This is a genomic window from Streptomyces sp. NPDC002889, from assembly GCF_042888425.1.
Lineage (GTDB): Bacteria > Actinomycetota > Actinomycetes > Streptomycetales > Streptomycetaceae > Streptomyces.
On record NZ_JBIAPT010000004.1, the window covers coordinates 15,578 to 36,294 of the forward strand.

Sequence of the window (20,717 nt, forward strand, 5' to 3'; positions counted from 1 at the left end):
CCAAGCACCCCTAGGTACCTGGGAACCCTCCCGAGCGCCGCCGGCACCCGCCCGACCGGCCGGGCGGCGTCCGCGCTCCGTCAGGATGTGGCCGGGAGATAGGGGTGCGAGCCGGTCAGGCCCAGATCGGAGGGAAGCAGGCCCCCGACCCAGGCGTCGCGCAGCGTGTCCTTGTTCATCAGGGCGGCGCGCAGCTCGCCCTCGATCCGGAACCCGGCCTTCTCGGCGACCGCGCGGGATCCCGTGTTGCCCACCTCGGCCCGCCATTCGAGACGGGTGGCGCCGAGCCGCATGAACGCCCAGTGGGACACGGCGGCGACGCTCTCCGCCATCACCCCGCGTCCGCGGTGCTCCTTGCCCGTCCAGAAACCGATCTCCCAGGTGCCCGAGAGCGTACGCAGAGTCACCGCGACCGACGCCATCAGCGGGCCGCCCTCGCGCGGCAGCACCGCGAAGGTGTACATCGTGTTGCTGTGCCAGCCGGCCGGAACCATCTGCTCCGTGAACTCGGCCGCGTGCTGTCGCGCGTACGGGGACGGCACCGTCGTCCACCGCTGAATGTCGGGATCCTGACAAGCCCGGTAGACGGCGTCCGTGTCCTTTGCCGTGAACGTACGCAGCAGCAGGCGCTCGGTGGTGAGTGTGATCGGCTCCATGACCGGATTGTGGTCATGTCCACGGGACCGATGCGAGCACTTTTGGCGGGTTCCCGGCACCTTCCGTGCTTCCCGCGCGTTCTCCTGACGGGTGACAGCAGGCCTGGGTGGCGACGGACCTCCCGACGCGGCGGGGTCCTCGCTTACGATGGCCGTTGCGGTGGGGACCACCTGCCGTGCCAGTGCCCGTGTCCATATCGACCCCGGCGCCAGGCCCGACCGGCAAGGAGACCAGCCTCAGTGTCCGTCTTCAACAAGCTCATGCGTGCAGGCGAAGGCAAGATCCTGCGCAAACTGCACCGCATCGCGGACCAGGTCAACTCCATCGAGGAGGACTTCGTCTCCCTCTCCGACGCCGAGTTGCGGGCGCTCACCGACGAGTACAAGCAGCGGCATGCCGACGGTGAGAGCCTGGACGACCTGCTCCCCGAAGCGTTCGCGACCGTTCGCGAGGCCGCCAAGCGTGTTCTCGGCCAGCGCCACTACGACGTACAGCTGATGGGTGGCGCCGCCCTGCACCTCGGCTTCGTGGCCGAGATGAAGACCGGTGAGGGCAAGACCCTCGTCGGCACGCTGCCGGCCTACCTCAACGCGTTGTCCGGCAAGGGTGTCCACCTGATCACGGTCAACGACTATCTGGCCGAGCGCGACTCCGAGATGATGGGCCGGGTCCACAAGTTCCTGGGCCTGAGCGTCGGCTGCATCCTCGCGAACATGACTCCGGCGCAGCGCCGTGAGATGTACAACTGCGACATCACGTACGGCACGAACAACGAGTTCGGCTTCGACTACCTGCGCGACAACATGGCGTGGTCCCAGGACGAGCTCGTCCAGCGCGGCCACAACTTCGCGATCGTCGACGAGGTCGACTCGATCCTCGTCGACGAGGCGCGTACGCCGCTGATCATCTCCGGCCCCGCCGACCAGGCCACCAAGTGGTACGGCGATTTCGCCAAGCTGGTCACCCGTCTGACCAAGGGCGAGGCGGGCAACCCGCTCAAGGGCATCGAGGAGACCGGCGACTACGAGGTCGACGAGAAGAAGCGCACCGTCGCCATCCACGAATCGGGTGTCGCGAAGGTCGAGGACTGGCTGGGCATCGACAACCTCTACGAGTCGGTGAACACCCCGCTCGTGGGCTACCTGAACAACGCCATCAAGGCGAAGGAACTGTTCAAGAAGGACAAGGACTACGTCGTCATCGACGGCGAAGTCATGATCGTCGACGAGCACACCGGCCGTATCCTCGCCGGCCGCCGCTACAACGAGGGAATGCACCAGGCGATCGAGGCGAAGGAAGGGGTGGACATCAAGGACGAGAACCAGACCCTCGCCACGATCACCCTGCAGAACTTCTTCCGTCTCTACGGCAAGCTGTCCGGAATGACCGGTACGGCCATGACGGAGGCCGCCGAGTTCCACCAGATCTACAAGCTCGGTGTCGTACCGATCCCGACGAACCGGCCGATGGTCCGTATGGACCAGTCCGACCTGATCTACCGCACCGAGGTCGCCAAGTTCGCCGCGGTCGTCGACGACATCGTGGAGAAGCACGAGAAAGGGCAGCCGATCCTGGTCGGCACCACCTCGGTCGAGAAGTCCGAGTACCTCTCGCAGCAGCTGAACAAGCGCGGCGTGCAGCACGAGGTACTCAATGCCAAGCAGCACGACCGGGAGGCGACGATCGTTGCCCAGGCGGGCCGCAGGGGCGCCGTGACCGTCGCCACGAACATGGCCGGCCGTGGTACGGACATCAAGCTCGGCGGCAATCCCGACGACCTCGCCGAGGCGGAGCTGCGCCAGCGCGGCCTGGACCCGGTCGAGCACGTCGAGGAGTGGGCCGCGGCCCTGCCCGCCGCGCTGGAGCGTGCCGAGGAGGCCGTCAAGGCCGAGCACGACGAGGTCACGGAGCTCGGCGGACTGTACGTCCTGGGCACCGAGCGCCACGAGTCGCGCCGTATCGACAACCAGCTGCGCGGCCGTAGTGGCCGTCAGGGCGACCCGGGCGAGTCCCGCTTCTACCTGTCTCTCGGCGACGACCTGATGCGGCTGTTCAAGGCGCAGATGGTCGAGCGCGTCATGTCGATGGCGAATGTCCCCGACGACGTCCCGATCGAGAACAAGATGGTGACGCGCGCGATCGCGTCGGCCCAGTCTCAGGTCGAGCAGCAGAACTTCGAGACGCGCAAGAACGTCCTGAAGTACGACGAGGTGCTCAACCGGCAGCGTGAGGTCATCTACGGCGAGCGCCGCCGCGTTCTCGAGGGCGAGGACCTGCACGAGCAGATCCGCCACTTCATGGACGACACCATCGACGCCTACATCGAGGCGGAGACCGTCGAGGGCTTCGCCGAGGAGTGGGACCTGGACCGGCTGTGGGGCGCGTTCAAGCAGCTCTACCCGGTGAAGGCGACGATCGAGGAGCTGGAGGAGGCCGCCGGCGACCGCGCCGGGATCACCGCAGAGTTCATCGCCGAGTCGATCAAGGACGACATCCACGAGCAGTACGACGAGCGCGAGAAGCAGCTGGGCTCGGACATCATGCGTGAGCTCGAGCGACGTGTGGTGCTGTCGGTTCTGGACCGCAAGTGGCGCGAGCACCTCTACGAGATGGACTACCTCCAGGAGGGCATCGGTCTGCGCGCGATGGCGCAGAAGGACCCCCTGGTCGAGTACCAGCGCGAGGGCTTCGACATGTTCACCGCCATGATGGAGGGCATCAAGGAGGAGTCCGTCGGCTACCTGTTCAACCTGGAGGTCCAGGTCGAGCAGCAGGTCGAGGAGGTCCCGGTGCAGGACGCGGCGGAGAAGACCTCGCTCGCGAAGAAGGACGCGGTTCCGGCGGGCGCCGCCAGGCCGGAGATCCGCGCGAAGGGGCTCGGCGCCCCGCAGCGTCCCGACCGGCTGCACTTCTCCGCTCCGACGGTGGACGGCGAGGGCGGTGTCGTCGAGGGCGACTTCGACAACGACGGCGGCCCGGCCCGGTCCGAGTCGGACGGGATGACGCGTGCGGAGCGGCGCAAGGCGCAGAAGGGCGCGAGCCGCCGCCGCAAGAAGTGAGCCGTCGCCGCTGTTAGTGGGCAGGCGCGGGGACCGCGTGTGAAGGCCGGGCCGGACACCGATGGGGGTGTCCGGCCCGGCCCTCTTCCGTATCCGGCGCTCGCCCGCGCGCTCAGGGGTGTTCTGCGGTGGCCCCGCCCAGGCCGAGGCGGCGGGCTGTGCGGGCCAAGGCCTGGGACATCCTGGACGGCATCGAGTCCGGTGCGGGGGCGGTGACCGGTCGGACCCGGCCGTTGTGGATCGCGGTGATCCGCCAGCCGTCGCCGGTGTGCACGACCACCACGGTCTGCCGGGACACCCGCCGCCGGGGGAGCCGGGAGCGCCACGGCATCAGCACGGAGGCGGTGCCGTACAGGATCGCGACGTCGCCTGTGACGTGCCGGATCGCCTCGATCTCACCGACCAGCTTCGAGCCGGCGAGCACGCCGCGGAACAGACGGTCGTGGTTGCCCTGGTGCTCGGCGCGTCCGACGGCTCGGGTGCCGTCGTACGAGACGTAGTCGGAGTCCTCGGTGAAGCATGCGCCGAAGGCGACCGCGTCGCCGTCCTTCCAGGCACGCATGAATCGGTGGAAGAGATCCTGGATCTGAAGGTCGCTCGTGTTCATGACGGGGTCCTTCCGAGTGGTATCCTTTCGACTGTCGAAATTTACGATAACAGAAAGATTCGAATGTCGAAAGAAGCTCGGATGAGGGACGTCGCCCAGCAGCTGCGCTCGCTGCAGCAGAGCTTCGACGTCTTCGACGAGGCCGCGGCGGGGCGGCTCGGGATCAACCGCACCGACCTGCGCTGTCTGGATCTGGTGCTGGGGGCGGAGGCGCTGTCGGCCGGTGAACTCAGCGCGGCGCTGAGGCTGAGCCCTGCAGCCACGACAACGGTGATCGACCGGCTTGAGCGGGCGGGCCTGGTCGCTCGAACCCGCGACGAAGCCAACCGGCGGCGGGTGCTCGTCACCCCCACGGATGCGGCGCGCGCGGCCGAGGCGGAGGTCTATCTCCCCGTCGGCGAGGCCGGGGCGGAAGCGCTCGGACGCTACGACGAGGAACAGCTGGCCGTGATCCTGGACTTCCTCCGGGCCGCCCGAGAGGTCCAGGAGGCCCAGGCGGCGCGCCTGGGAGTCCAGGAGGGCTAGGCCGTCTCCCGGACGGCGTGGGGAGGCGTTTGGGAGGCTGTCTGCCGGGCGTCGCGCAGAACGGTGAGGGTGTGCAACGGCGTCCGGTCGGTCGGCACGGTGTCCGGCCGGTGGGCGTCCCGGCGGCGGGCCAGGAGCCGACTGAGTACGGAGTCCGGCGGCCGGGGCGGCCGGGTCGGCCGCTGTGCCTGCGGCGATGCATACGGTGCGCCGCGCTTGCGCAGGGCGTTCCGTGCGATGCGCCGGCCCCTGGACCGCTGTCCGGGGGCCGGGTGCCCGGCCTGGTTCCGCCGGCGACGGCTGTGCGGCGCCGGACCACTGCGCGCCGAGCCTGGGGTCACGGCCGGGCGCCAGGTCCCGGGCGTAGTCGCGGGCCCGGTAGGCCCTTCGAGGTGTCAGCCCGCGGTGCCCGCGCGTTCGCCGCCCAGTTCCACCGCCGCGCAGCGCCAGCGCAGGTCCGCGCCCTGTTCCAGGCGGAAGGCCATCGCGCTGACCCGATCGCCCGAGCCGATGCGGGCGAAGGCCTCGATCACGCCCGGACCGGGGTGGAACTCGCCGCAGTGGCGGACCACGGGGGTCACCCGGTCCGACGGGCGCAGCGGCGCCCCCGGTGCGAGGCGGACCAGCTGGTCGTACGCCTCGCCGATGGTGTGGCCGAGCATCCAGTGGACCGGGCGCCGGCCGCTCAGTACCGCGAGGAGGCGGTCGGCGAACCAGTAGTGCGGTTTGTGCTGCCTGCTCCGGGCGCGTGCCAGTGCCGCCGCCGCTGCCACGGCGGGCCGGCGCTGGTCGTGCCGTCCCGCGGGCCGGGTCCTGTCCATGCAGATCGCCCCCGATGTGCCGGGCCCGGAATGAGTACCGGGAGGTAACTTCGTCGGTGATCTTCTACGGCGTGGCGCCGGCCGCCGCAACGTTCACGGCCCCGGGCGGCCCCGGCCGAGGGATTCACCTATCAGGGTGACGGGAGGCCGTACCGGCCCTTGCCGCACCGGCATCCGGGGGTGCGGTGTGGACGGTGCGCAAGGGCGTCGGCGGCACCCCGAAGGGGTACGCCGCACGTATCCTGATGGCGTCTTCCGACTACGAAAGCGGCCTCCCATGCGCGTCTACGTCCCCCTGACCCTTCCCGGTCTCGCAGAGGCGCACAAGACGGGTGAACTGGCCCCCGGCCCCCTGACCGCATACGCCGTCACGCCGGGCCTGCGCGAGTGGTACGTCTCCGACGACATCGAGGAACTGGAGTACGCCGCGCTCAACCGTGCCGCCGCCGCTTCACTGCGGATGCTGGCCGGAGACCCCGACGCCCCCCGCCGCCGCGTGGTGGTCGCGGTCGACGTACGGGACCAGGACGCGGTCGCCGACCCCGACCGGGTGCTCGACGCGGGTGCGCTCGGCGAGGTGCGGATCGCCTCCGCGGTCCCGATGGCAAAGGCAGCGGCGGTCCATGTCGACGCGGACGACGCGGTGGTCGACGTCGTGGCCGCGGTGGAGGCGCTGGGCGCGGCCGACCACGGCGACGAGGACGCCCGGTTCACGGTCGACGGGGCCGAGGACCATGACCTCCTCTGGTACGGCGTGCAGGAGATCCCGAACATCGTCGGCTGAGACCCGCGCATCCGGGGCTGTCCTACCGGGCCGGTACCGTTTCCGCATGGGGAAGCACACCACGCATCTGGTCTGGGACTGGAACGGCACACTGCTCGACGACATGGGCGCGGTCATCGCTGCGACGAACGCCGCCTTCGCGGAGATCGGCCTCGAGCCGATCACGCTCGAGCGCTACCGCCAGCTGTACTGCGTGCCGATTCCCCGCTTCTACGAGCGCCTGATGGGCCGGCTGCCGACCGAGGCCGAGTGGCTCGTCATGGACGAGGCCTTCCACCGGCACTACAGCGAGCACCGCATCGGCTGCAGCCTCACCGACGGTGTCGAGGACCTGCTGAGGGAGTGGCGGCAGGCCGGCCGCAGCCAGTCGCTGCTGAGCATGTACGGACACGAGCAGCTGGTCCCGGCGGTGCGGGGATACGGCATCGAGAGTCACTTCATCCGCGTGGACGGGCGCACCGGGCCGTCCGGCGGCGCCAAGGCGCTCCACATGGAGCGCCATCTCAGGGCCCTGGGCGGGGCCGCCGCCCCTGGGCGGACCGTGGTCATCGGCGATGCGGTCGACGACGCCCTCGCGGCCGCGCACGTGGGGGCGCTTGCGGTGCTCTACGCGGGCGGCTCGCACAGCAGGTCCAGCCTGGAGTCGGTGGGCGTGCCCGTGGTGGACACGCTCGCCCAGGCCGTGGAGGAGGCGCTGTGCCTCGCTTCCTGACGGGACAGGCCACTGTGCCTCGCTCATGACCGCGCAGGCCCTGCTCCCGGCTTCATGACCGGGGCAGGGCGCCCGGCTGCGTGACCGCGGCGCCACGCCCGTGCCCGTGACCGCGGCGGCACCACGTCCCTGTACTGCGGCGGCACCACGCGCACCCTCACGTGACCGCGACGCCACTGCGCACCGCCCCCGCGACAAGCGCCGGCCGGAGCAGGCCGTCGCTGCCCCGGCGCCCTGGCCCTACGTCGCCGGTGCCTTCGCCCGCAGCACCTTGAGGAACTCACGCATCCACGCCGGATGGTCCGGCCAGGCCCGCGACGAGATCAGCGTGCCGTCCACGACCGCCTCCGTGTCCTGGAACGACGCCCCCGACGCCTGCATGTCGAGTTCCAGTGCCGGGTACGCGGTGACTCTTCGGCCTTCCAGGCTGCCGATCGCCGCGGTCAGCAGCGGGCCGTGACAGATCTGCGCCACCGGCTTGTCGGCGTCGAAGAAGGCCTTGAGAATCTTGCGCAGCTCCGGGTCGTTGCGCAGATACTCGGGAGCGCGGCCGCCCGGGATCACCACCGCCGCGTACTGTCCGGGGTCCACCTCCGAGAACCCCAGGTCGGCGGGCCAGGTGTAGCCCGGCTTCTCGGTGTAGGTGTCGAAGCCCGGCTCGAAGTCGTGCACGACGAACTGGAGCTTCTTGCGCGCGGGGGCGGCAATATGCACCTCGTACCCCTCCTCCAGCAGACGCTGGTAGGGGTAGAGCACTTCCAGGGACTCGGCGGCGTCCCCTGTGACGATCAGGATTTTCGTGGTCATGACTACTCCCGGTGTCGGGCTGTCGACGGTTCCATGGTGCCTCCGTCAACGTGCACCGTTCGTCGGCTGCTTGCCAAGAGGGCCTGTGTCGCTGTCCAGAGTGTCAAACTTCGGGCCCCTCTTTTGTACACATACAGCTCATGACGGTTCGGGGGTGCGGGGCGATAGCCTGGACCAGTGATCAGCGCGATATGCCGTGGGGGCAGCGAAGCCCTCTTGAGGCACCGTCCAGCCGTAGCTGGGGGACTGCGCCCGGAGCGCCACAGCGCCCGGGCGATCTCTGATCTTCTCCGTCCGATCCGTCGGCCAGATTTGGCAAAAACCGGCTCGGACATCTCTCACGGCGGCATAACGTCGAATCCGACCGGACACCCCGCGTCGTGGCGTTGCGCCGCAGCACCCTTCACCTACGTCACGCAACGGCGCGCGACAGGAGCCAGAGGACATGCAGACCAAGCTGGACGAAGCCAAGGCCGAGCTGCTCGCACGGGCCGCCCGGGTAGCTGAGAACAGCCCGGCCGGGGGGCACCTTCCGACTGGGACCGAGCGGGGGAAGCGTCCCGACCGGGGCACCCTTCTCGCGTACCTCCAGCGCTACTACCTGCACACCGCTCCGGAGGACCTCACCGACCGCGACCCGGTCGACATCTTCGGTGCGTCACTTTCCCACTACCGGCTCGCCGAGAACCGGCCGCAGGGCACCGCGAACGTCCGGGTGCACACCCCGACCGTCGAGGAGAACGGCTGGACGTGCAGCCACTCCGTCGTCGAGGTCGTCACCGACGACATGCCCTTCCTGGTCGACTCGGTCACCAATGAGCTTTCCCGCCAGGGCCGCGGCATCCATCTCGTGATCCATCCGCAGGTGGTCGTCCGCCGCGATGTGACCGGCAAGCTCATCGAGGTGCTGCCCAAGGACACGCACGCCAAGGACCTGCCGCACGACGCGCTCGTCGAGTCCTGGATCCATGTCGAGATCGACCGGGAGACCGACCGCGCCGATCTGAAGCAGATCACCGCCGATCTGCTGCGCGTCCTGTCCGACGTCCGCGAGGCCGTCGAGGACTGGGAGAAGATGCGCGACTGCGCGCTGCGCATCGCTGAACAGCTGCCGAGCGAGCCCACTGCCGACGATCTGCCCGAGCAGGAGGTCGAGGAGGCGCGCGAGCTGCTGCGCTGGCTCTCCGCCGACCACTTCACCTTTCTCGGCTACCGCGAGTACGAACTCACCGACAGCGACGCCCTGGCCGCGGTGCCCGGCACCGGCCTCGGCATACTGCGCTCGGACCCGCAGCACAGCGAGGACGAGGACCACCCCGTGAGTCCGTCCTTCAGCAGGCTGCCTGCCGACGCGCGCGCCAAGGCGCGCGAGCACAAGCTCCTCGTCCTGACGAAGGCCAACAGCCGCTCGACCGTGCACCGGCCCAGCTACCTGGACTACGTCGGCGTCAAGAAGTTCGACGAGCAGGGCAATGTGGTCGGCGAGCGCCGTTTCCTCGGCCTCTTCTCGTCCGCCGCGTACACCGAGTCCGTGCGCCGCGTCCCTGTCATCCGCCGCAAGGTCGACGAGGTGCTTCAGGGTGCCGGCTTCTCGCCCCACAGCCACGACGGCCGCGACCTGCTGCAGATCCTCGAGACCTACCCCCGCGACGAGCTCTTCCAGACCCCGGTCGACAAGCTGCGCGAGATCGTCACCAGCGTGCTGTACCTGCAGGAGCGCCGACGGCTGCGGCTGTACCTGCGCCAGGACGAGTACGGCCGCTACTACTCGGCCCTCGTCTACCTCCCCCGCGACCGCTACACCACCGGCGTCCGGCTGCGGATCATCGATATCCTCAAGGAGGAGCTCGGCGGAACCAGCGTCGACTTCACCGCGTGGAACACCGAGTCGATCCTGTCCCGGCTGCACTTCGTGGTCCGCGTCCCGGCCGGCACCGAACTGCCCGACCTCACCGACGCCGACACCGAGCGCATCGAGGCGCGGCTGGTCGAGGCCGCCCGCTCCTGGGCCGACGGCTTCGCCGAGGCGTTGAACGCCGAGTGCGGCGAGGAGCGCGCGGCCGAGCTGCTGCGCAACTACGGCCACGCCTTCCCCGAGGGCTACAAGGCCGACCACTCGCCGCGCGCAGCGGTGGCCGACCTGGTCCACCTGGAGCAGCTGACGGCCAGCCACAAGGACTTCGCCCTGTCGCTGTACGAGCCGGTCGGCGCGGCCCCGGGCGAGCGCCGTTTCAAGATCTACCGGATGGGCGAGCAGGTCTCGCTCTCCGCCGTTCTGCCGGTCCTCAACCGGCTCGGCGTCGAGGTGATCGACGAGCGCCCGTACGAGCTGCGCTGCGCGGACGGTACGCACGCCTGGGTCTACGACTTCGGTCTGCGGATCCCCGTGCCCGCCGGAAACGGCGGCGACCACTTCGGCGACGACGCCCGCGAGCGTTTCCAGAACGCGTTCGCCGCCACGTGGACGGGTGCCGCGGAGAACGACGGCTTCAACTCCCTCGTCCTGGGCGCCGGGCTCACCTGGCGGCAGGCCGTGGTGCTGCGTGCGTACGCCAAGTACCTGCGCCAGGCCGGTTCGACCTTCAGCCAGGACTACATGGAGGACACCCTCCGTACCAACGTCCACACCACCCGGCTGCTGGTCTCCCTCTTCGAGGCCCGGATGTCCCCGGACCGCCAGCACGCCGGTACCGAGCTGATCGACGGTCTCCTCGAGGAGCTGGACGGCGCGCTCGACCAGGTCGCCTCGCTCGACGAGGACCGCATCCTGCGCTCCTTCCTCACCGTCATCAAGGCCACCCTGAGGACGAATTTCTTCCAGGAGACGCTGCGCGGCGAGCCGCACGACTACGTGTCGATGAAGTTCGACCCGCAGGCCATTCCGGATCTGCCGGCGCCCCGGCCCGCGTTCGAGATCTGGGTCTACTCCCCGCGCGTCGAGGGCGTCCATCTGCGTTTCGGCAAGGTCGCCCGCGGTGGTCTGCGCTGGTCCGACCGGCGTGAGGACTTCCGTACGGAGATCCTCGGCCTGGTCAAGGCGCAGATGGTGAAGAACACCGTGATCGTGCCGGTCGGTGCGAAGGGCGGCTTCGTCGCCAAGCAGCTCCCGGACCCGTCGGTGGACCGTGACGCCTGGCTCGCCGAGGGCATCGCCTCCTACCGGACCTTCATTTCCGCCCTGCTCGACATCACCGACAACCTGGTCGGGGGCGAGGTCGTGCCGCCGGCCGACGTCGTGCGCCACGACGAGGACGACACCTACCTCGTTGTCGCCGCGGACAAGGGCACGGCGACCTTCTCCGACATCGCCAACGAGGTCGCGGTCGCGTACAACTTCTGGCTCGGGGACGCCTTCGCATCGGGCGGTTCCGCGGGATACGACCACAAGGCCATGGGCATCACCGCCCGCGGCGCCTGGGAGTCGGTCAAGCGCCACTTCCGCTCGCTCGGTCACGACACCCAGACCCAGGACTTCACGGTCGTCGGCGTCGGTGACATGTCCGGTGACGTGTTCGGCAACGGCATGCTGCTGAGCGAGCACATCCGTCTCGTCGCGGCCTTCGACCACCGGCACATCGTCATCGACCCGGAACCGGACGCGGCCGTCTCGTACGCCGAGCGCCGCCGGCTGTTCGAGCTGCCCCGTTCCTCCTGGGCGGACTACGACAAGGAGCTGCTGTCGCACGGCGGCGGCATCTACCCCCGTACGGCCAAGTCCATCCCCGTGAACGCGGCGGTGCGCGAGGCCCTCGGCATCGAGCCCGGCATCGCCAAGATGACGCCGGCCGAGCTGATGCAGGCCATCCTCAAGGCCCCCGTGGACCTGTTGTGGAACGGCGGCATCGGCACCTACGTAAAGGCGCACACCGAGACGCACGCCGACGTCGGCGACAAGGCCAACGACGCCATCCGCGTCAACGGCGAGGACCTGCGGGTCAAGGTCGTCGGCGAGGGCGGAAACCTGGGTCTGACCCAGCTCGGCCGGATCGAGTTCGACCGCAACGGCGGCAGGATCAACACCGACGCGATCGACAACAGCGCCGGTGTGGACACCTCCGACCACGAGGTCAACATCAAGATCCTGCTGAACGGCCTGGTCGCGGACGGGGATCTGACCGTCAAGCAGCGCAACCAGCTGCTCGCGCAGATGACCGACGAGGTCGGCGCACTGGTGCTGCGCAACAACTACGCGCAGAACGTGGCCCTGGCCAACGCCGTCACCCAGGCACCCTCGCTGCTCCACGCCCACCAGCGCTACATCCGGCGCCTCGGGCGGGACGGACGCCTGGACCGGGCGCTGGAGTTCCTGCCGAACGACCGCCAGATCCGCGAACTGCTCAACACGGGCAAGGGCCTCAGCCAGCCCGAGCTGGCCGTGCTCCTCGCCTACACCAAGATCACGGTGGCGGACGAACTGATCGGGACGTCCCTGCCGGACGACCCGTATCTGCGCCGGCTGCTGCACGCGTACTTCCCGAAGCCGCTGCGCGAGAAGTTCGGCGAGGCGATCGACACGCACGCACTGCGCCGCGAGATCGTCACGACGGTACTGGTCAACGACACCGTGAACACCGGTGGTTCGACCTTCCTGCACCGGCTGCGCGAGGAGACCGGGGCATCGATCGAGGAGATCGTGCGGGCGCAGACCGCGGCCCGTGAGATCTTCGGGCTCGGAGCGGTGTGGGACGCCGTCGAGGCGCTCGACAACCAGGTCGCCGCCGACGTCCAGACCCGGATCCGGCTGCACTCGCGCCGCCTCGTCGAGCGCGGTACGCGCTGGCTCCTGGGCAACCGGCCGCAGCCGCTGGAGCTCGCCGAGACCATCGGCTTCTTCGCCGATCGCGTGGAGCAGGTGTGGGCGGGGCTGCCGAAGATGCTGCGCGGCGCGGACCTGGAGTGGTACCAGGGCATCCTGGACGAGCTCACCGCGGCGGGCGTTCCGGAGGAACTCGCGCTGCGGGTGGCCGGGTTCTCGTCCGCCTTCCCGACACTCGACATCGTCGCGATCGCGGACCGCACCGGACACGAGCCGATGGAGGTCGCGGAGGTGTACTACGACCTCGCCGACCGGCTGGACATCACCCAGCTGATGGACCGGATCATCGAACTGCCGCGGGCCGATCGCTGGCAGTCCATGGCCCGCGCCTCCATCCGCGAGGACCTGTACGCGGCGCACGCGGCCCTGACCGAGGATGTGCTCAGGGTGGGCAACGGCGCCTCGACGCCGGAGCAGCGGTTCAAGAGCTGGGAGGACAAGAACGCTGCGCTTCTGGGCAGGGCCCGGACGACGCTGGATGAGATCCAGGGCTCGGACACGTTCGACCTGGCGAACCTGTCGGTCGCGATGCGGACGATGCGCCAGCTGCTGCGGCAGCGCGGCTAGTACGTGACAGGGGCGTCCCCGCACCGAACCGACCGGTGCGGGGACGCCCCTGTGCGTTCCAGCGGGTGTGCGCACTTCGCGTTGCGGCACCGGCCGGGTAGCCGGTGCCCGGGCCGTGCACGCCGGGCCGGTACGGGCTTTCGTCGCCCGTGCGCGTCTGGGCGGTGCGGCCGCAGGCTCTGACCGTGCACGGCGTGTGTGCGCCATGGACGCTGGACCAGCCCTGGGACACCCCGGCTCGGGGGCCGTCGGCGTGTCAGGTGTCGCGGCGTGGCCTGCGCAGCCAGCCCGAGGCTCTGGGGTCCTTCACCCGGCCCCCCGCCGTGCCCGCGGCCCGTTCGATCCCGGTCACGGCCGCCGCGACCCGCTTCGGCAGCCAGCCGCCGAAGCGGCCCACGTCGCGTTGCGCCGCCCGCCCGCACAACTGCTCCATCTCCGCCGCGGACGGCCGGTCCTCGGGCCGGGCCGCGAGGGCAGCGGCCAGCACCTGGCGCAGCGCCGCCGGATGGGCGCTCAGGTCGGGAGGCTCGTGCGCGGTGCCGGCGATCCGGGTGGCGACGACAAAGCCGCCGCCCTCGCCGTACGGATGGTGCCCGGTGGCGGCCTCGGCGGCGACCAGGCCGAGGGTGAACACATCGGAGGCGGGTGTCAGCGGGCGGCCCAGGGCATGCTCGGGCGACATGTACTTGGGGGTGCCGACCATCCGGCCCACCGTGGTCAGCACGGAGGTGCCGTCGGCGGCGCGTGCGATGCCGAAGTCGAGAAGCCACGGCCCCTGGGCCGTCAGCAGCAGGTTGCCCGGTTTCACATCCCGGTGGATGACACCCGCCGTGTGCACGGCATGCAGGGCCTGCGCCGCGCCGGCCGTGAGCTGCAGGACGCAGTCCACCGGAAGCGGGCCGAACTCCGCCAGCGCGGCGTCGAGCGGCAGTCCCGGAACATAGCGGGTGGCGAGCCAGGGCTGCGGGCCCTCGGCGTCATGGTCGACGACCGGGGCCAGATGGTGTCCGTGGACGCGGCGGGCGGCCGCGACCTCGCGGGCGAAGCGCTTGCGGAAGTTCTCGCTCTGCGCGTGCTCGCGGCGGATCAGCTTGAGGGCGACGGGGTGGCGGCCGTCGCGGGTTCGGGTGAGGAAGACGGTGCCCATGCCGCCCTCGCCGATCCGTGCCGCCAGTACATAGCCGGCGATCTCGCGCGGGTCGTCGTCCCGCAGCGGCTGTGGCCCACGGTTCCCCATCGTCCCAACCCCCTGGTTGCCGGCAGGGGAAATTATCGCGCGGGGCCGCACCGCGCGAGGTCACTTCCCGGAGCCGGTGAACTCCTCGTACGCGGCGACGACTTCCTTCGCCGGCCCGTCCATCCGGAGCACCCCCGCCTCCAGCCAGATGGCCCGGTCGCAGCTCTCGGTGATGGTCGAGTTGCTGTGGCTGACCAGGAAGACCGTGCCGGCCTCCTTGCGCAGTTCTTCGATGCGCTGCTGGCTGCGGCGGCGGAACCGGGCGTCGCCGGTGGACAGCGCCTCGTCGATGAGCAGGACGTCATGGCTCTTCGCGGCGGCGATGGAGAAACGCAGCCGGGCCCCCATGCCGGAGGAGTACGTACGCATCGGCAGCGAGATGAAGTCGCCCTTGTCGTTGATTCCGGAGAAGTCGACGATGCCGTCGTAGCGCTCCCGGATCTGTTCGCGGGTCATGCCCATCGCGAGTCCGCCGAGGATGACGTTGCGTTCGCCGGTCAGATCGGACATCAGGGCCGCGTTCACCCCCAGCAGGGAGGGCTGGCCGCAGGTGTAGACCTTGCCCTTGGCGGTCGGCAACAGGCCCGCGATGGCCTTCAGGAGGGTCGACTTCCCGGAACCGTTGGTGCCGATCAGTCCGATCGCCTCGCCCTTGTACGCGGCGAAGCTGACGCCCTTGACCGCGTGCACCTCGCGTACGCCGGGAACGGTCCTGCGCGACATGATCCGGCTGAGGGCGGAGGTGGCGCTGCCCTTGCCGGTGCGCGCGCCGTTGACCTTGTAGGTGATGTGGACGCCGTCGACGACGACGGTGGGGGTCTGCTCGGGCTCAGCCACGGCCGTACCGCTCCTCTGCCTTCCAGAAGTAGACGAATCCTCCGACGCCCAGCAGCACGGCCCACCCCAGGGCCAGGGCCCAGACGTGCGGCGGGAGCCGGTCGGCGGTGAAGGAGTCGATGAACGCGAAACGGACCAGGTCGATGTAGACGGCGGCGGGGTTGCACGTGAGTGCCAGCACGACCAGGTCCGGGAGGTTCCGGCCCTTGAGTACCTGTTGGATGCTCCACATCACGCCGGACGCGTACATCCAGGTGCGCAGCAGGAACGGCATCAGCTGCGCGATGTCGGGGGTGCGGGCGGCGAGACGGGCCATGACCATCGACAGACCGGTGTTGAACAACGCCTGGAGCGCCAGCGCCGGGATCGCCAGCAGCCAGGACGGCCGCGGGAACTGGCCGAAGCCGATCAGGATCACGACGAGCGCGCCGAGCGAGAACAGCAGCTGCTGGAGCTGCTGCAGAGCCAGTGCGATCGGCAGGGAGGCGCGCGGGAAGTGCAGGGCCCGTACGAGCCCGATGTTGCCGGAGATCGCGCGGGTGCCGGCCATGATCGAGTTGGCCGTGAAGGTCCAGATGAAGACGCCCGTGACCAGGAACGGAACGAAGTCGGGGACGTTCTGGCTGGTGCGGAGCAGCACGCCGAAGATGAAGTAGTAGACCGCGGCGTTCAGCAGGGGGGTCGCCAGCTGCCAGATCTGGCCGAGCTTCGCCTGGCTGTACTGGGCGGTGAGCTTGGCGGTCGCGAACGCGGCGATGAAGTGGCGGCGCGACCAGAGCCGGCTGATGTACGCGGGCAGCGAGGGGCGGGCGCCGCTCACGGTCAGGCCATGGCGAGCGGCGAGTGCGGCGAGGTCGGCGAGGTCGGCGGTCGGCGTCGGCGGACTGCTCACGGGTCTCGCTTTCGGTGGGGGAGAGGCATGACTCACGACGGGACGGGACCGTTTCGTCGCTACGTGGAGGTTAGGACGGTTCCACGTCGCGACGCAACCGTCTCGTCGTCCTGGGTATGCTCCTGTGCATGCCCACCGACCCTGGAACCCCGCGCCGCGCCCCGGCGGGAGCCGCCGTGCTCCGGGAGGACGTGACGGAGGCCATCCGCGCCGCCGTCTTCGAGGAACTGGCGGCGGTCGGCTTCGCCCGCATGTCGATCGAAGGGATCGCACGACGGGCAGGGGTCGGCAAGACAGCGGTCTACCGGCGCTGGAAGTCGAAACTGTCGCTGGTGCTGGACCTGCTCTCCGCCTTCGCGGCACAAGGCCTGCCGACGCCGGCGACGGGTTCGCTGTACGGCGATGTGCGCGCGCTGCTGGAGGTCGTCTCCCACGCCCTGCGCCACCCGGTCGCCTCCCGGGTCATCCCCGACCTGCTGGTCGAGGCGGCCCGCCAGCCCGAGATCTCGGACGCGATCAAGTCGGCGCTGCTGGACACGCAGCGGGGTGTCGCCACGCTGGTCGTACGGGATGCGATCGCGCGCGGCGAACTCCCCGAATCGACGTCCCCGGACCGGGCGCTCGACGTGATCGTGGGCCCGCTGTACTGGCGGCTCGTGGTGGTGCGCGGGGACCTGCCGAAGGGATACCTGGACGAGTTGGCACGGTCGGCGGTGGCCGCGCTCAAGGCGTAGCCGCAGGACGAAGCACAGTGAGCGTCACCCGGATGGCTCAGCCGTGGTGACCCCTGTCCGGCAAACGGGTTGTTCTCCCCGGCAACCCCGCGCTTTTTGAATGGACGTGCTCACCATGCCGGTTCGGCTCAGCGTCGTCGTTCCCGTGTACAACGTGGAGGACTTTCTCCAGGAGTGCCTGCGCTCGCTGGCAGGGCAGAGTCTTCGCGAACTCGAGGTCGTCATGGTCGACGACGGCTCCACGGACGGCAGCGCCCGGATCGCCCGCGGCTTCGCGGACGAGGACGAGCGGTTCCGGCTGGTGTCGCAGGAGAATGCGGGGCTCGGCGCGGCGCGCAATGCCGGGATCGCCCACGCCCGCGGGGAGTTCCTCGCGTTCGTCGACAGCGACGACGTCGTGCCCGAGGACGCGTACGAGAAGATGATCGCCTCGCTCGACGCGTCGGGCTCCGACTTCGCCACCGGCAATGTCCTGCGCCTGCGCGCGGGCGGCAGGACGGCGCAGTCGCCGATGTTCCGCGAGCCGATGGCGAAGTCCCGTACGGGAACCCATGTCACCCGGCACTGGGCCTTGCTCTACGACCGGATCGCCTGCAACAAGGTCTTCCGCAGGGCGTTCTGGGACCGGCACTCCTTCGCCTTTCCCGAGGGCGTCCTGTACGAGGACATTCCCGTGATCCTGCCCGCCCACTTCCTCGCCGCCTCCGTCGACGTGCTGCACGACACCGTCTACCTCTGGCGGGACCGGGACGGTTCGATCACCACCCGCAGGGCCAGGCCGCACGCCGTACGCGACCGGGCGGCCTCCGTGGCCCACGCACAGCAGTTCCTCGCCGGCGACGCCAAGTGGGCCGAGGGCAGGAGGCGTTACGAGGCCACCGTGCTCGCCAGCGATCTCTGGCTGTTCATGGAAGCGCTCGTGGACGGGGACGCGGAGTACCACGAGGCGTTCCTCCGGCACGCCGGGGCCTTCGCCGACACCGCCGGGCAGCAGGTGCTCGACGGGCTCCCCCTGCATCTGCGCGTCAAGTGGCAGCTCGTACGCGAACGCCGCCTGGCCGAACTGCTCGAGCTGATCGCCTACGAGAAGCAGGGCGGCCGCGACGCCTTCCGGGTCCGTGGTCTGCGCCGCCCCCGTGCGCAGTACACGGTCCTCACCGCGCCCCTGCCGCGCAGAGCGGACCGGCTCGGGGCAGCGGACCTGCCGGTGATCGCGCATCTCACCGAAGTGGCCTGGCGCGAGGGCATGCTTCACCTGAAGGGGTACGCGTATGTGCGCAACCGCCCCGCGGGCGAGCGGCGGCCGGTCACCTTCGGGTGGCTGCGGGCCGGCAAGCGGCGCGTGGTGCCGCTGCGGCTGCGCGCCGCCGACGTGCCCGAGGCGAGCGCCGACTCCCGGCAGAATCTGCACTGTTACGACCGGGCCGGCTTCGAGACGGTCGTCGATCCCCGGCGGCTCAAGGCGGCATGCGCCATGTGGAGCCTCGAAGTCGGCATCCTCGACGGAGGGAAGCTGCACCGCGGCCCGCTGCGGATGCCCGGCAATCCCGCCGCGCCCGCCGTCCACCACACGAGCGACGATCTGCGCATCGTGCCCCTGCTGTCCGGCAACAAGCTGCGGCTGAGGACCGAGCGGGTCACCGCCCTGCTCACCGGGCACCGGGCCGGGCCGGACGGATGCGTACGCATCGAAGGCAGGCTGATCGGCACCGGTCCCGCACCCCAGGTGCTCCGGCTGGAGAACCGCCACACCAAGGAGCAGGCCGAGGTTCCCGTCACGCTCACGCCCACGCCCGGCGCCTTCGCCGCCGAGGTCGCCCTGGAGACCCTCGCGTCCGGGGGCGCTTCCCGCACCTCCCCGTGGAAGCTCCGCCTCCTGCGCACCGACGGAACCAGCGTCCCGATCGCCGTACGTGCCGCGGTCGAACCGGGCCGTTACCCTCTCGCCGGCCAGGGCCGCGAACTCGTTTTCACCGCCGACGCATCCGCCGACCTCGTCCTGTCCGAGCAGATCCCGCAGCCCGTCGCGGACACCTTCGCCTGGGCCATCTCCGGCGAACTGGTGCTGGAGGGAAGCTTCCCCGAACCGCTCCTGCGGCGAAGCGAGGTGGTGCTCCAGCACAGCGGCACCGAGGAGGAGGCGGTGTTCGTCACCGAGCCACGGGACGGTGGCCGTGGCCGGTTCCGTGCCGTCCTTGCCCCCGGCGCGGTCGAGGGCCCCGGCGGTGAGCTGCCACTGGCCGAAGGCCGCTGGTACGTCTTCTTCCGGGAGCGTGGGGAGAGCGACCCCGCGCGCTACGCCCCGATGCGTCTGGCGCTCGCCGAGCACACGGCCGTACCCGCCGTACAGCGCGTGCGCGGGCGGGACTTCGCCCTGAACCGCCGCTTCCACGACCAGCTGGTGCTGGAGTCCGGCCCGGTGCTGCCGCCGGGCGAGCGCGGCGGTTTCAACGAGCGCCGGATGCGGGAGCGCTTCGCGGCACTGCGCCGCGGTCCGCGCCGCGACACCGTGCTCTTCAGCAGCTTCGACGGCCGCCAGTACTCCGACTCGCCGCGCGCCGTCCACGAGGAACTGCTCCGCCGTGACAGCCCGTTCGAGCATCTGTGGGTGGTCCGGGACCAGCAGGCGCGGCTGCCCGCGGGGGTCCGCGCGGTCGTGTACGGCAGCGCCGAGTGGCACGAGGCGCTGGCGACGTCGCGGGCCGTGGTCACCAACACCCAGCTGCCGGAGTGGTTCGAGCGCGGGACGGGCCGGTTCGTGGTGCAGACCTGGCACGGGACGCCTCTCAAGCGCATCGGCCGGGACCTGGCGGGTACCGCCCAGGCCAATCGCCCCTACATCGAGTCCCTGCCGCGCCGGGCCGCGCAGTGGAGCCTGCTGATCTCGCCCAACCGCTTCTCCACACCGATCCTGCGCCGGGCCTTCGGGTACGAGGGCGAGGTGCTCGAGTCCGGCTATCCGCGCAACGCCCTGCTGCATGCCGAGGACCGGGCGAAGACCGCAGCGAGCGTGCGTGAATGCCTGGGCATCCCCGAGGGCAGGACGGTCGTGCTGTACGCGCCGACGTGGCGCGAGGACCGGCCCAAGGGCGGGGGCCGGTACGCCCTGGATCTGCGGCTGGACCTGGCAGCCGCCCGCGAACGGCTCGGCGACAGCCACGTCCTGCTGGTGCGCAGGCACTATCTGGTCAACGACCGGCTGCCCGAGACCGGCGGTTTCGCCCGCGACGTCTCGCGCTACCCGGATGTCGCCGAACTGATGCTGGTGAGCGACGCGCTGGTCACCGACTACTCCTCGCTGATGTTCGACTTCGCGCAGACCGGCCGGCCGATGCTGTTCCACACCTACGACCTGGAGCACTACCGGGACACCCTGCGCGGCTTCTATTTCGACTTCGAGGGCAGAGCTCCGGGGCCGCTGGTGCCGGGCAGCGCGGAGCTGATCGAGGCGCTGCGGGCCCCGGCGGCCGCGACCGCCACGTACGAAGACGCGTACGAGTCGTTCCGCCAGGTGTTCTGCGATCTCGACGACGCGCATGCCGCGGCGGCGGTCGTCGACCGCATGCTGCAGGAGTTCTGAAAAGGCCGCCGGGTTGACGGCGGCGACCGAGGGGCAGGACGGGTGGCGAACGGGCGCTGAATCGTTCGGGTTATGGGCGGGT

14 protein-coding genes are annotated in these 20,717 nt (G+C 70.1%); 7 read left to right on the forward strand and 7 right to left on the reverse strand.

All coding sequences use genetic code 11. The features are described from left to right. Positions 1-80: 80 nt before the first annotated feature. The gene (locus tag ACFYWI_RS06995) at positions 81-656 is read right to left on the reverse strand and encodes a GNAT family N-acetyltransferase (protein ID WP_389226392.1); all 576 of its coding nucleotides are present in this window, start codon (positions 654-656) and stop codon (positions 81-83) included. A gap of 240 nt (positions 657-896) precedes the next feature. Between ACFYWI_RS06995 and secA the strand changes: the two genes are divergently transcribed. Beyond that, positions 897-3,716: a preprotein translocase subunit SecA gene (gene secA, locus ACFYWI_RS07000; RefSeq protein ID WP_389226395.1), complete on the forward strand. Its 2,820-nt coding sequence runs from the start codon at positions 897-899 to the stop codon at positions 3,714-3,716. Between the two features lie 112 nt (positions 3,717-3,828). Here secA and ACFYWI_RS07005 read toward each other — a convergent pair whose 3' ends face one another. After that, positions 3,829-4,323: an SgcJ/EcaC family oxidoreductase gene (locus ACFYWI_RS07005; protein WP_389226400.1), complete on the reverse strand. Its 495-nt coding sequence runs from the start codon at positions 4,321-4,323 to the stop codon at positions 3,829-3,831. A gap of 81 nt (positions 4,324-4,404) precedes the next feature. On the opposite strand from ACFYWI_RS07005, the gene ACFYWI_RS07010 reads away from it, so the two are divergent. Then, on the forward strand, positions 4,405-4,848 hold the full coding sequence (locus ACFYWI_RS07010) for a MarR family winged helix-turn-helix transcriptional regulator (protein ID WP_389226403.1): 444 nt from the start codon (positions 4,405-4,407) through the stop codon (positions 4,846-4,848). Between the two features lie 395 nt (positions 4,849-5,243). On the opposite strand, the gene ACFYWI_RS07015 is transcribed toward ACFYWI_RS07010, so the two are convergent. Then, on the reverse strand, positions 5,244-5,669 hold the full coding sequence (locus ACFYWI_RS07015; protein WP_389226407.1) for an Rv3235 family protein: 426 nt from the start codon (positions 5,667-5,669) through the stop codon (positions 5,244-5,246). 277 nt (positions 5,670-5,946) lie between these two features. Between ACFYWI_RS07015 and ACFYWI_RS07020 the strand changes: the two genes are divergently transcribed. Together ACFYWI_RS07020 and ACFYWI_RS07025 are read left to right on the forward strand one after the other, a co-directional pair. Next, positions 5,947-6,453: a DUF6912 family protein gene (locus ACFYWI_RS07020; protein WP_389226410.1), complete on the forward strand. Its 507-nt coding sequence runs from the start codon at positions 5,947-5,949 to the stop codon at positions 6,451-6,453. Positions 6,454-6,499: 46 nt separating this feature from the next. Further along, positions 6,500-7,165, forward strand: a complete 666-nt coding sequence (locus ACFYWI_RS07025) for an HAD family hydrolase (RefSeq protein ID WP_389226414.1) — start codon at positions 6,500-6,502, stop codon at positions 7,163-7,165. Between the two features lie 240 nt (positions 7,166-7,405). Here ACFYWI_RS07025 and ACFYWI_RS07030 read toward each other — a convergent pair whose 3' ends face one another. Beyond that, positions 7,406-7,972, reverse strand: a complete 567-nt coding sequence (locus ACFYWI_RS07030) for a DJ-1/PfpI family protein (protein ID WP_389226417.1) — start codon at positions 7,970-7,972, stop codon at positions 7,406-7,408. 445 nt (positions 7,973-8,417) lie between these two features. Between ACFYWI_RS07030 and ACFYWI_RS07035 the strand changes: the two genes are divergently transcribed. Next, a complete protein-coding gene (locus ACFYWI_RS07035; RefSeq protein ID WP_389226420.1) occupies positions 8,418-13,355 on the forward strand; it encodes an NAD-glutamate dehydrogenase in 4,938 nt (1,645 codons plus the stop codon). Positions 13,356-13,611: 256 nt separating this feature from the next. On the opposite strand, the gene ACFYWI_RS07040 is transcribed toward ACFYWI_RS07035, so the two are convergent. From ACFYWI_RS07040 to ACFYWI_RS07050, 3 genes are read right to left on the reverse strand one after another with little or no spacing between them, the layout of a single operon-like run. Continuing rightward, entirely contained in the window at positions 13,612-14,592 is a 981-nt protein-coding gene (locus ACFYWI_RS07040) for a serine/threonine-protein kinase (RefSeq protein ID WP_389226423.1), read from the reverse strand. A gap of 60 nt (positions 14,593-14,652) precedes the next feature. Continuing rightward, complete coding sequence (locus ACFYWI_RS07045; RefSeq protein WP_389226426.1) at positions 14,653-15,429, reverse strand: ABC transporter ATP-binding protein; 777 nt, start codon at positions 15,427-15,429, stop codon at positions 14,653-14,655. Further along, positions 15,422-16,321: an ABC transporter permease gene (locus ACFYWI_RS07050; protein WP_389226429.1), complete on the reverse strand. Its 900-nt coding sequence runs from the start codon at positions 16,319-16,321 to the stop codon at positions 15,422-15,424. Before ACFYWI_RS07050 ends, ACFYWI_RS07045 begins: the two co-directional genes overlap by 8 nt. A gap of 116 nt (positions 16,322-16,437) precedes the next feature. On the opposite strand from ACFYWI_RS07050, the gene ACFYWI_RS07055 reads away from it, so the two are divergent. Then, positions 16,438-17,055 carry a TetR/AcrR family transcriptional regulator gene (locus ACFYWI_RS07055; RefSeq protein ID WP_389226432.1) on the forward strand — a complete coding sequence of 206 codons (618 nt, stop codon included), beginning with the start codon at positions 16,438-16,440 and terminating at the stop codon, positions 17,053-17,055. A 115-nt stretch (positions 17,056-17,170) separates the two neighbouring features. Further along, positions 17,171-20,635, forward strand: a complete 3,465-nt coding sequence (locus ACFYWI_RS07060) for a CDP-glycerol glycerophosphotransferase family protein (protein ID WP_389227305.1) — start codon at positions 17,171-17,173, stop codon at positions 20,633-20,635. The last annotated feature ends 82 nt before the right edge of the window (positions 20,636-20,717 follow it).

Bases quoted from the DNA above. Each gene is read 5' to 3' on its own strand.
- ACFYWI_RS06995 (WP_389226392.1), bottom strand. From the start codon at position 656: ATGGAGCCGATCACACTCACCACCGAGCGCCTGCTGCTGCGTACGTTC.
- ACFYWI_RS07005 (WP_389226400.1), bottom strand. From the start codon at position 4,323: ATGAACACGAGCGACCTTCAGATCCAGGATCTCTTCCACCGATTCATG.
- ACFYWI_RS07010 (WP_389226403.1), top strand. From the start codon at position 4,405: ATGAGGGACGTCGCCCAGCAGCTGCGCTCGCTGCAGCAGAGCTTCGAC.
- ACFYWI_RS07015 (WP_389226407.1), bottom strand. From the start codon at position 5,669: ATGGACAGGACCCGGCCCGCGGGACGGCACGACCAGCGCCGGCCCGCC.
- ACFYWI_RS07020 (WP_389226410.1), top strand. From the start codon at position 5,947: ATGCGCGTCTACGTCCCCCTGACCCTTCCCGGTCTCGCAGAGGCGCAC.
- ACFYWI_RS07025 (WP_389226414.1), top strand. From the start codon at position 6,500: ATGGGGAAGCACACCACGCATCTGGTCTGGGACTGGAACGGCACACTG.
- ACFYWI_RS07030 (WP_389226417.1), bottom strand. From the start codon at position 7,972: ATGACCACGAAAATCCTGATCGTCACAGGGGACGCCGCCGAGTCCCTG.
- ACFYWI_RS07035 (WP_389226420.1), top strand. From the start codon at position 8,418: ATGCAGACCAAGCTGGACGAAGCCAAGGCCGAGCTGCTCGCACGGGCC.
- ACFYWI_RS07040 (WP_389226423.1), bottom strand. From the start codon at position 14,592: ATGGGGAACCGTGGGCCACAGCCGCTGCGGGACGACGACCCGCGCGAG.
- ACFYWI_RS07055 (WP_389226432.1), top strand. From the start codon at position 16,438: ATGCTCCTGTGCATGCCCACCGACCCTGGAACCCCGCGCCGCGCCCCG.
- ACFYWI_RS07060 (WP_389227305.1), top strand. From the start codon at position 17,171: ATGCCGGTTCGGCTCAGCGTCGTCGTTCCCGTGTACAACGTGGAGGAC.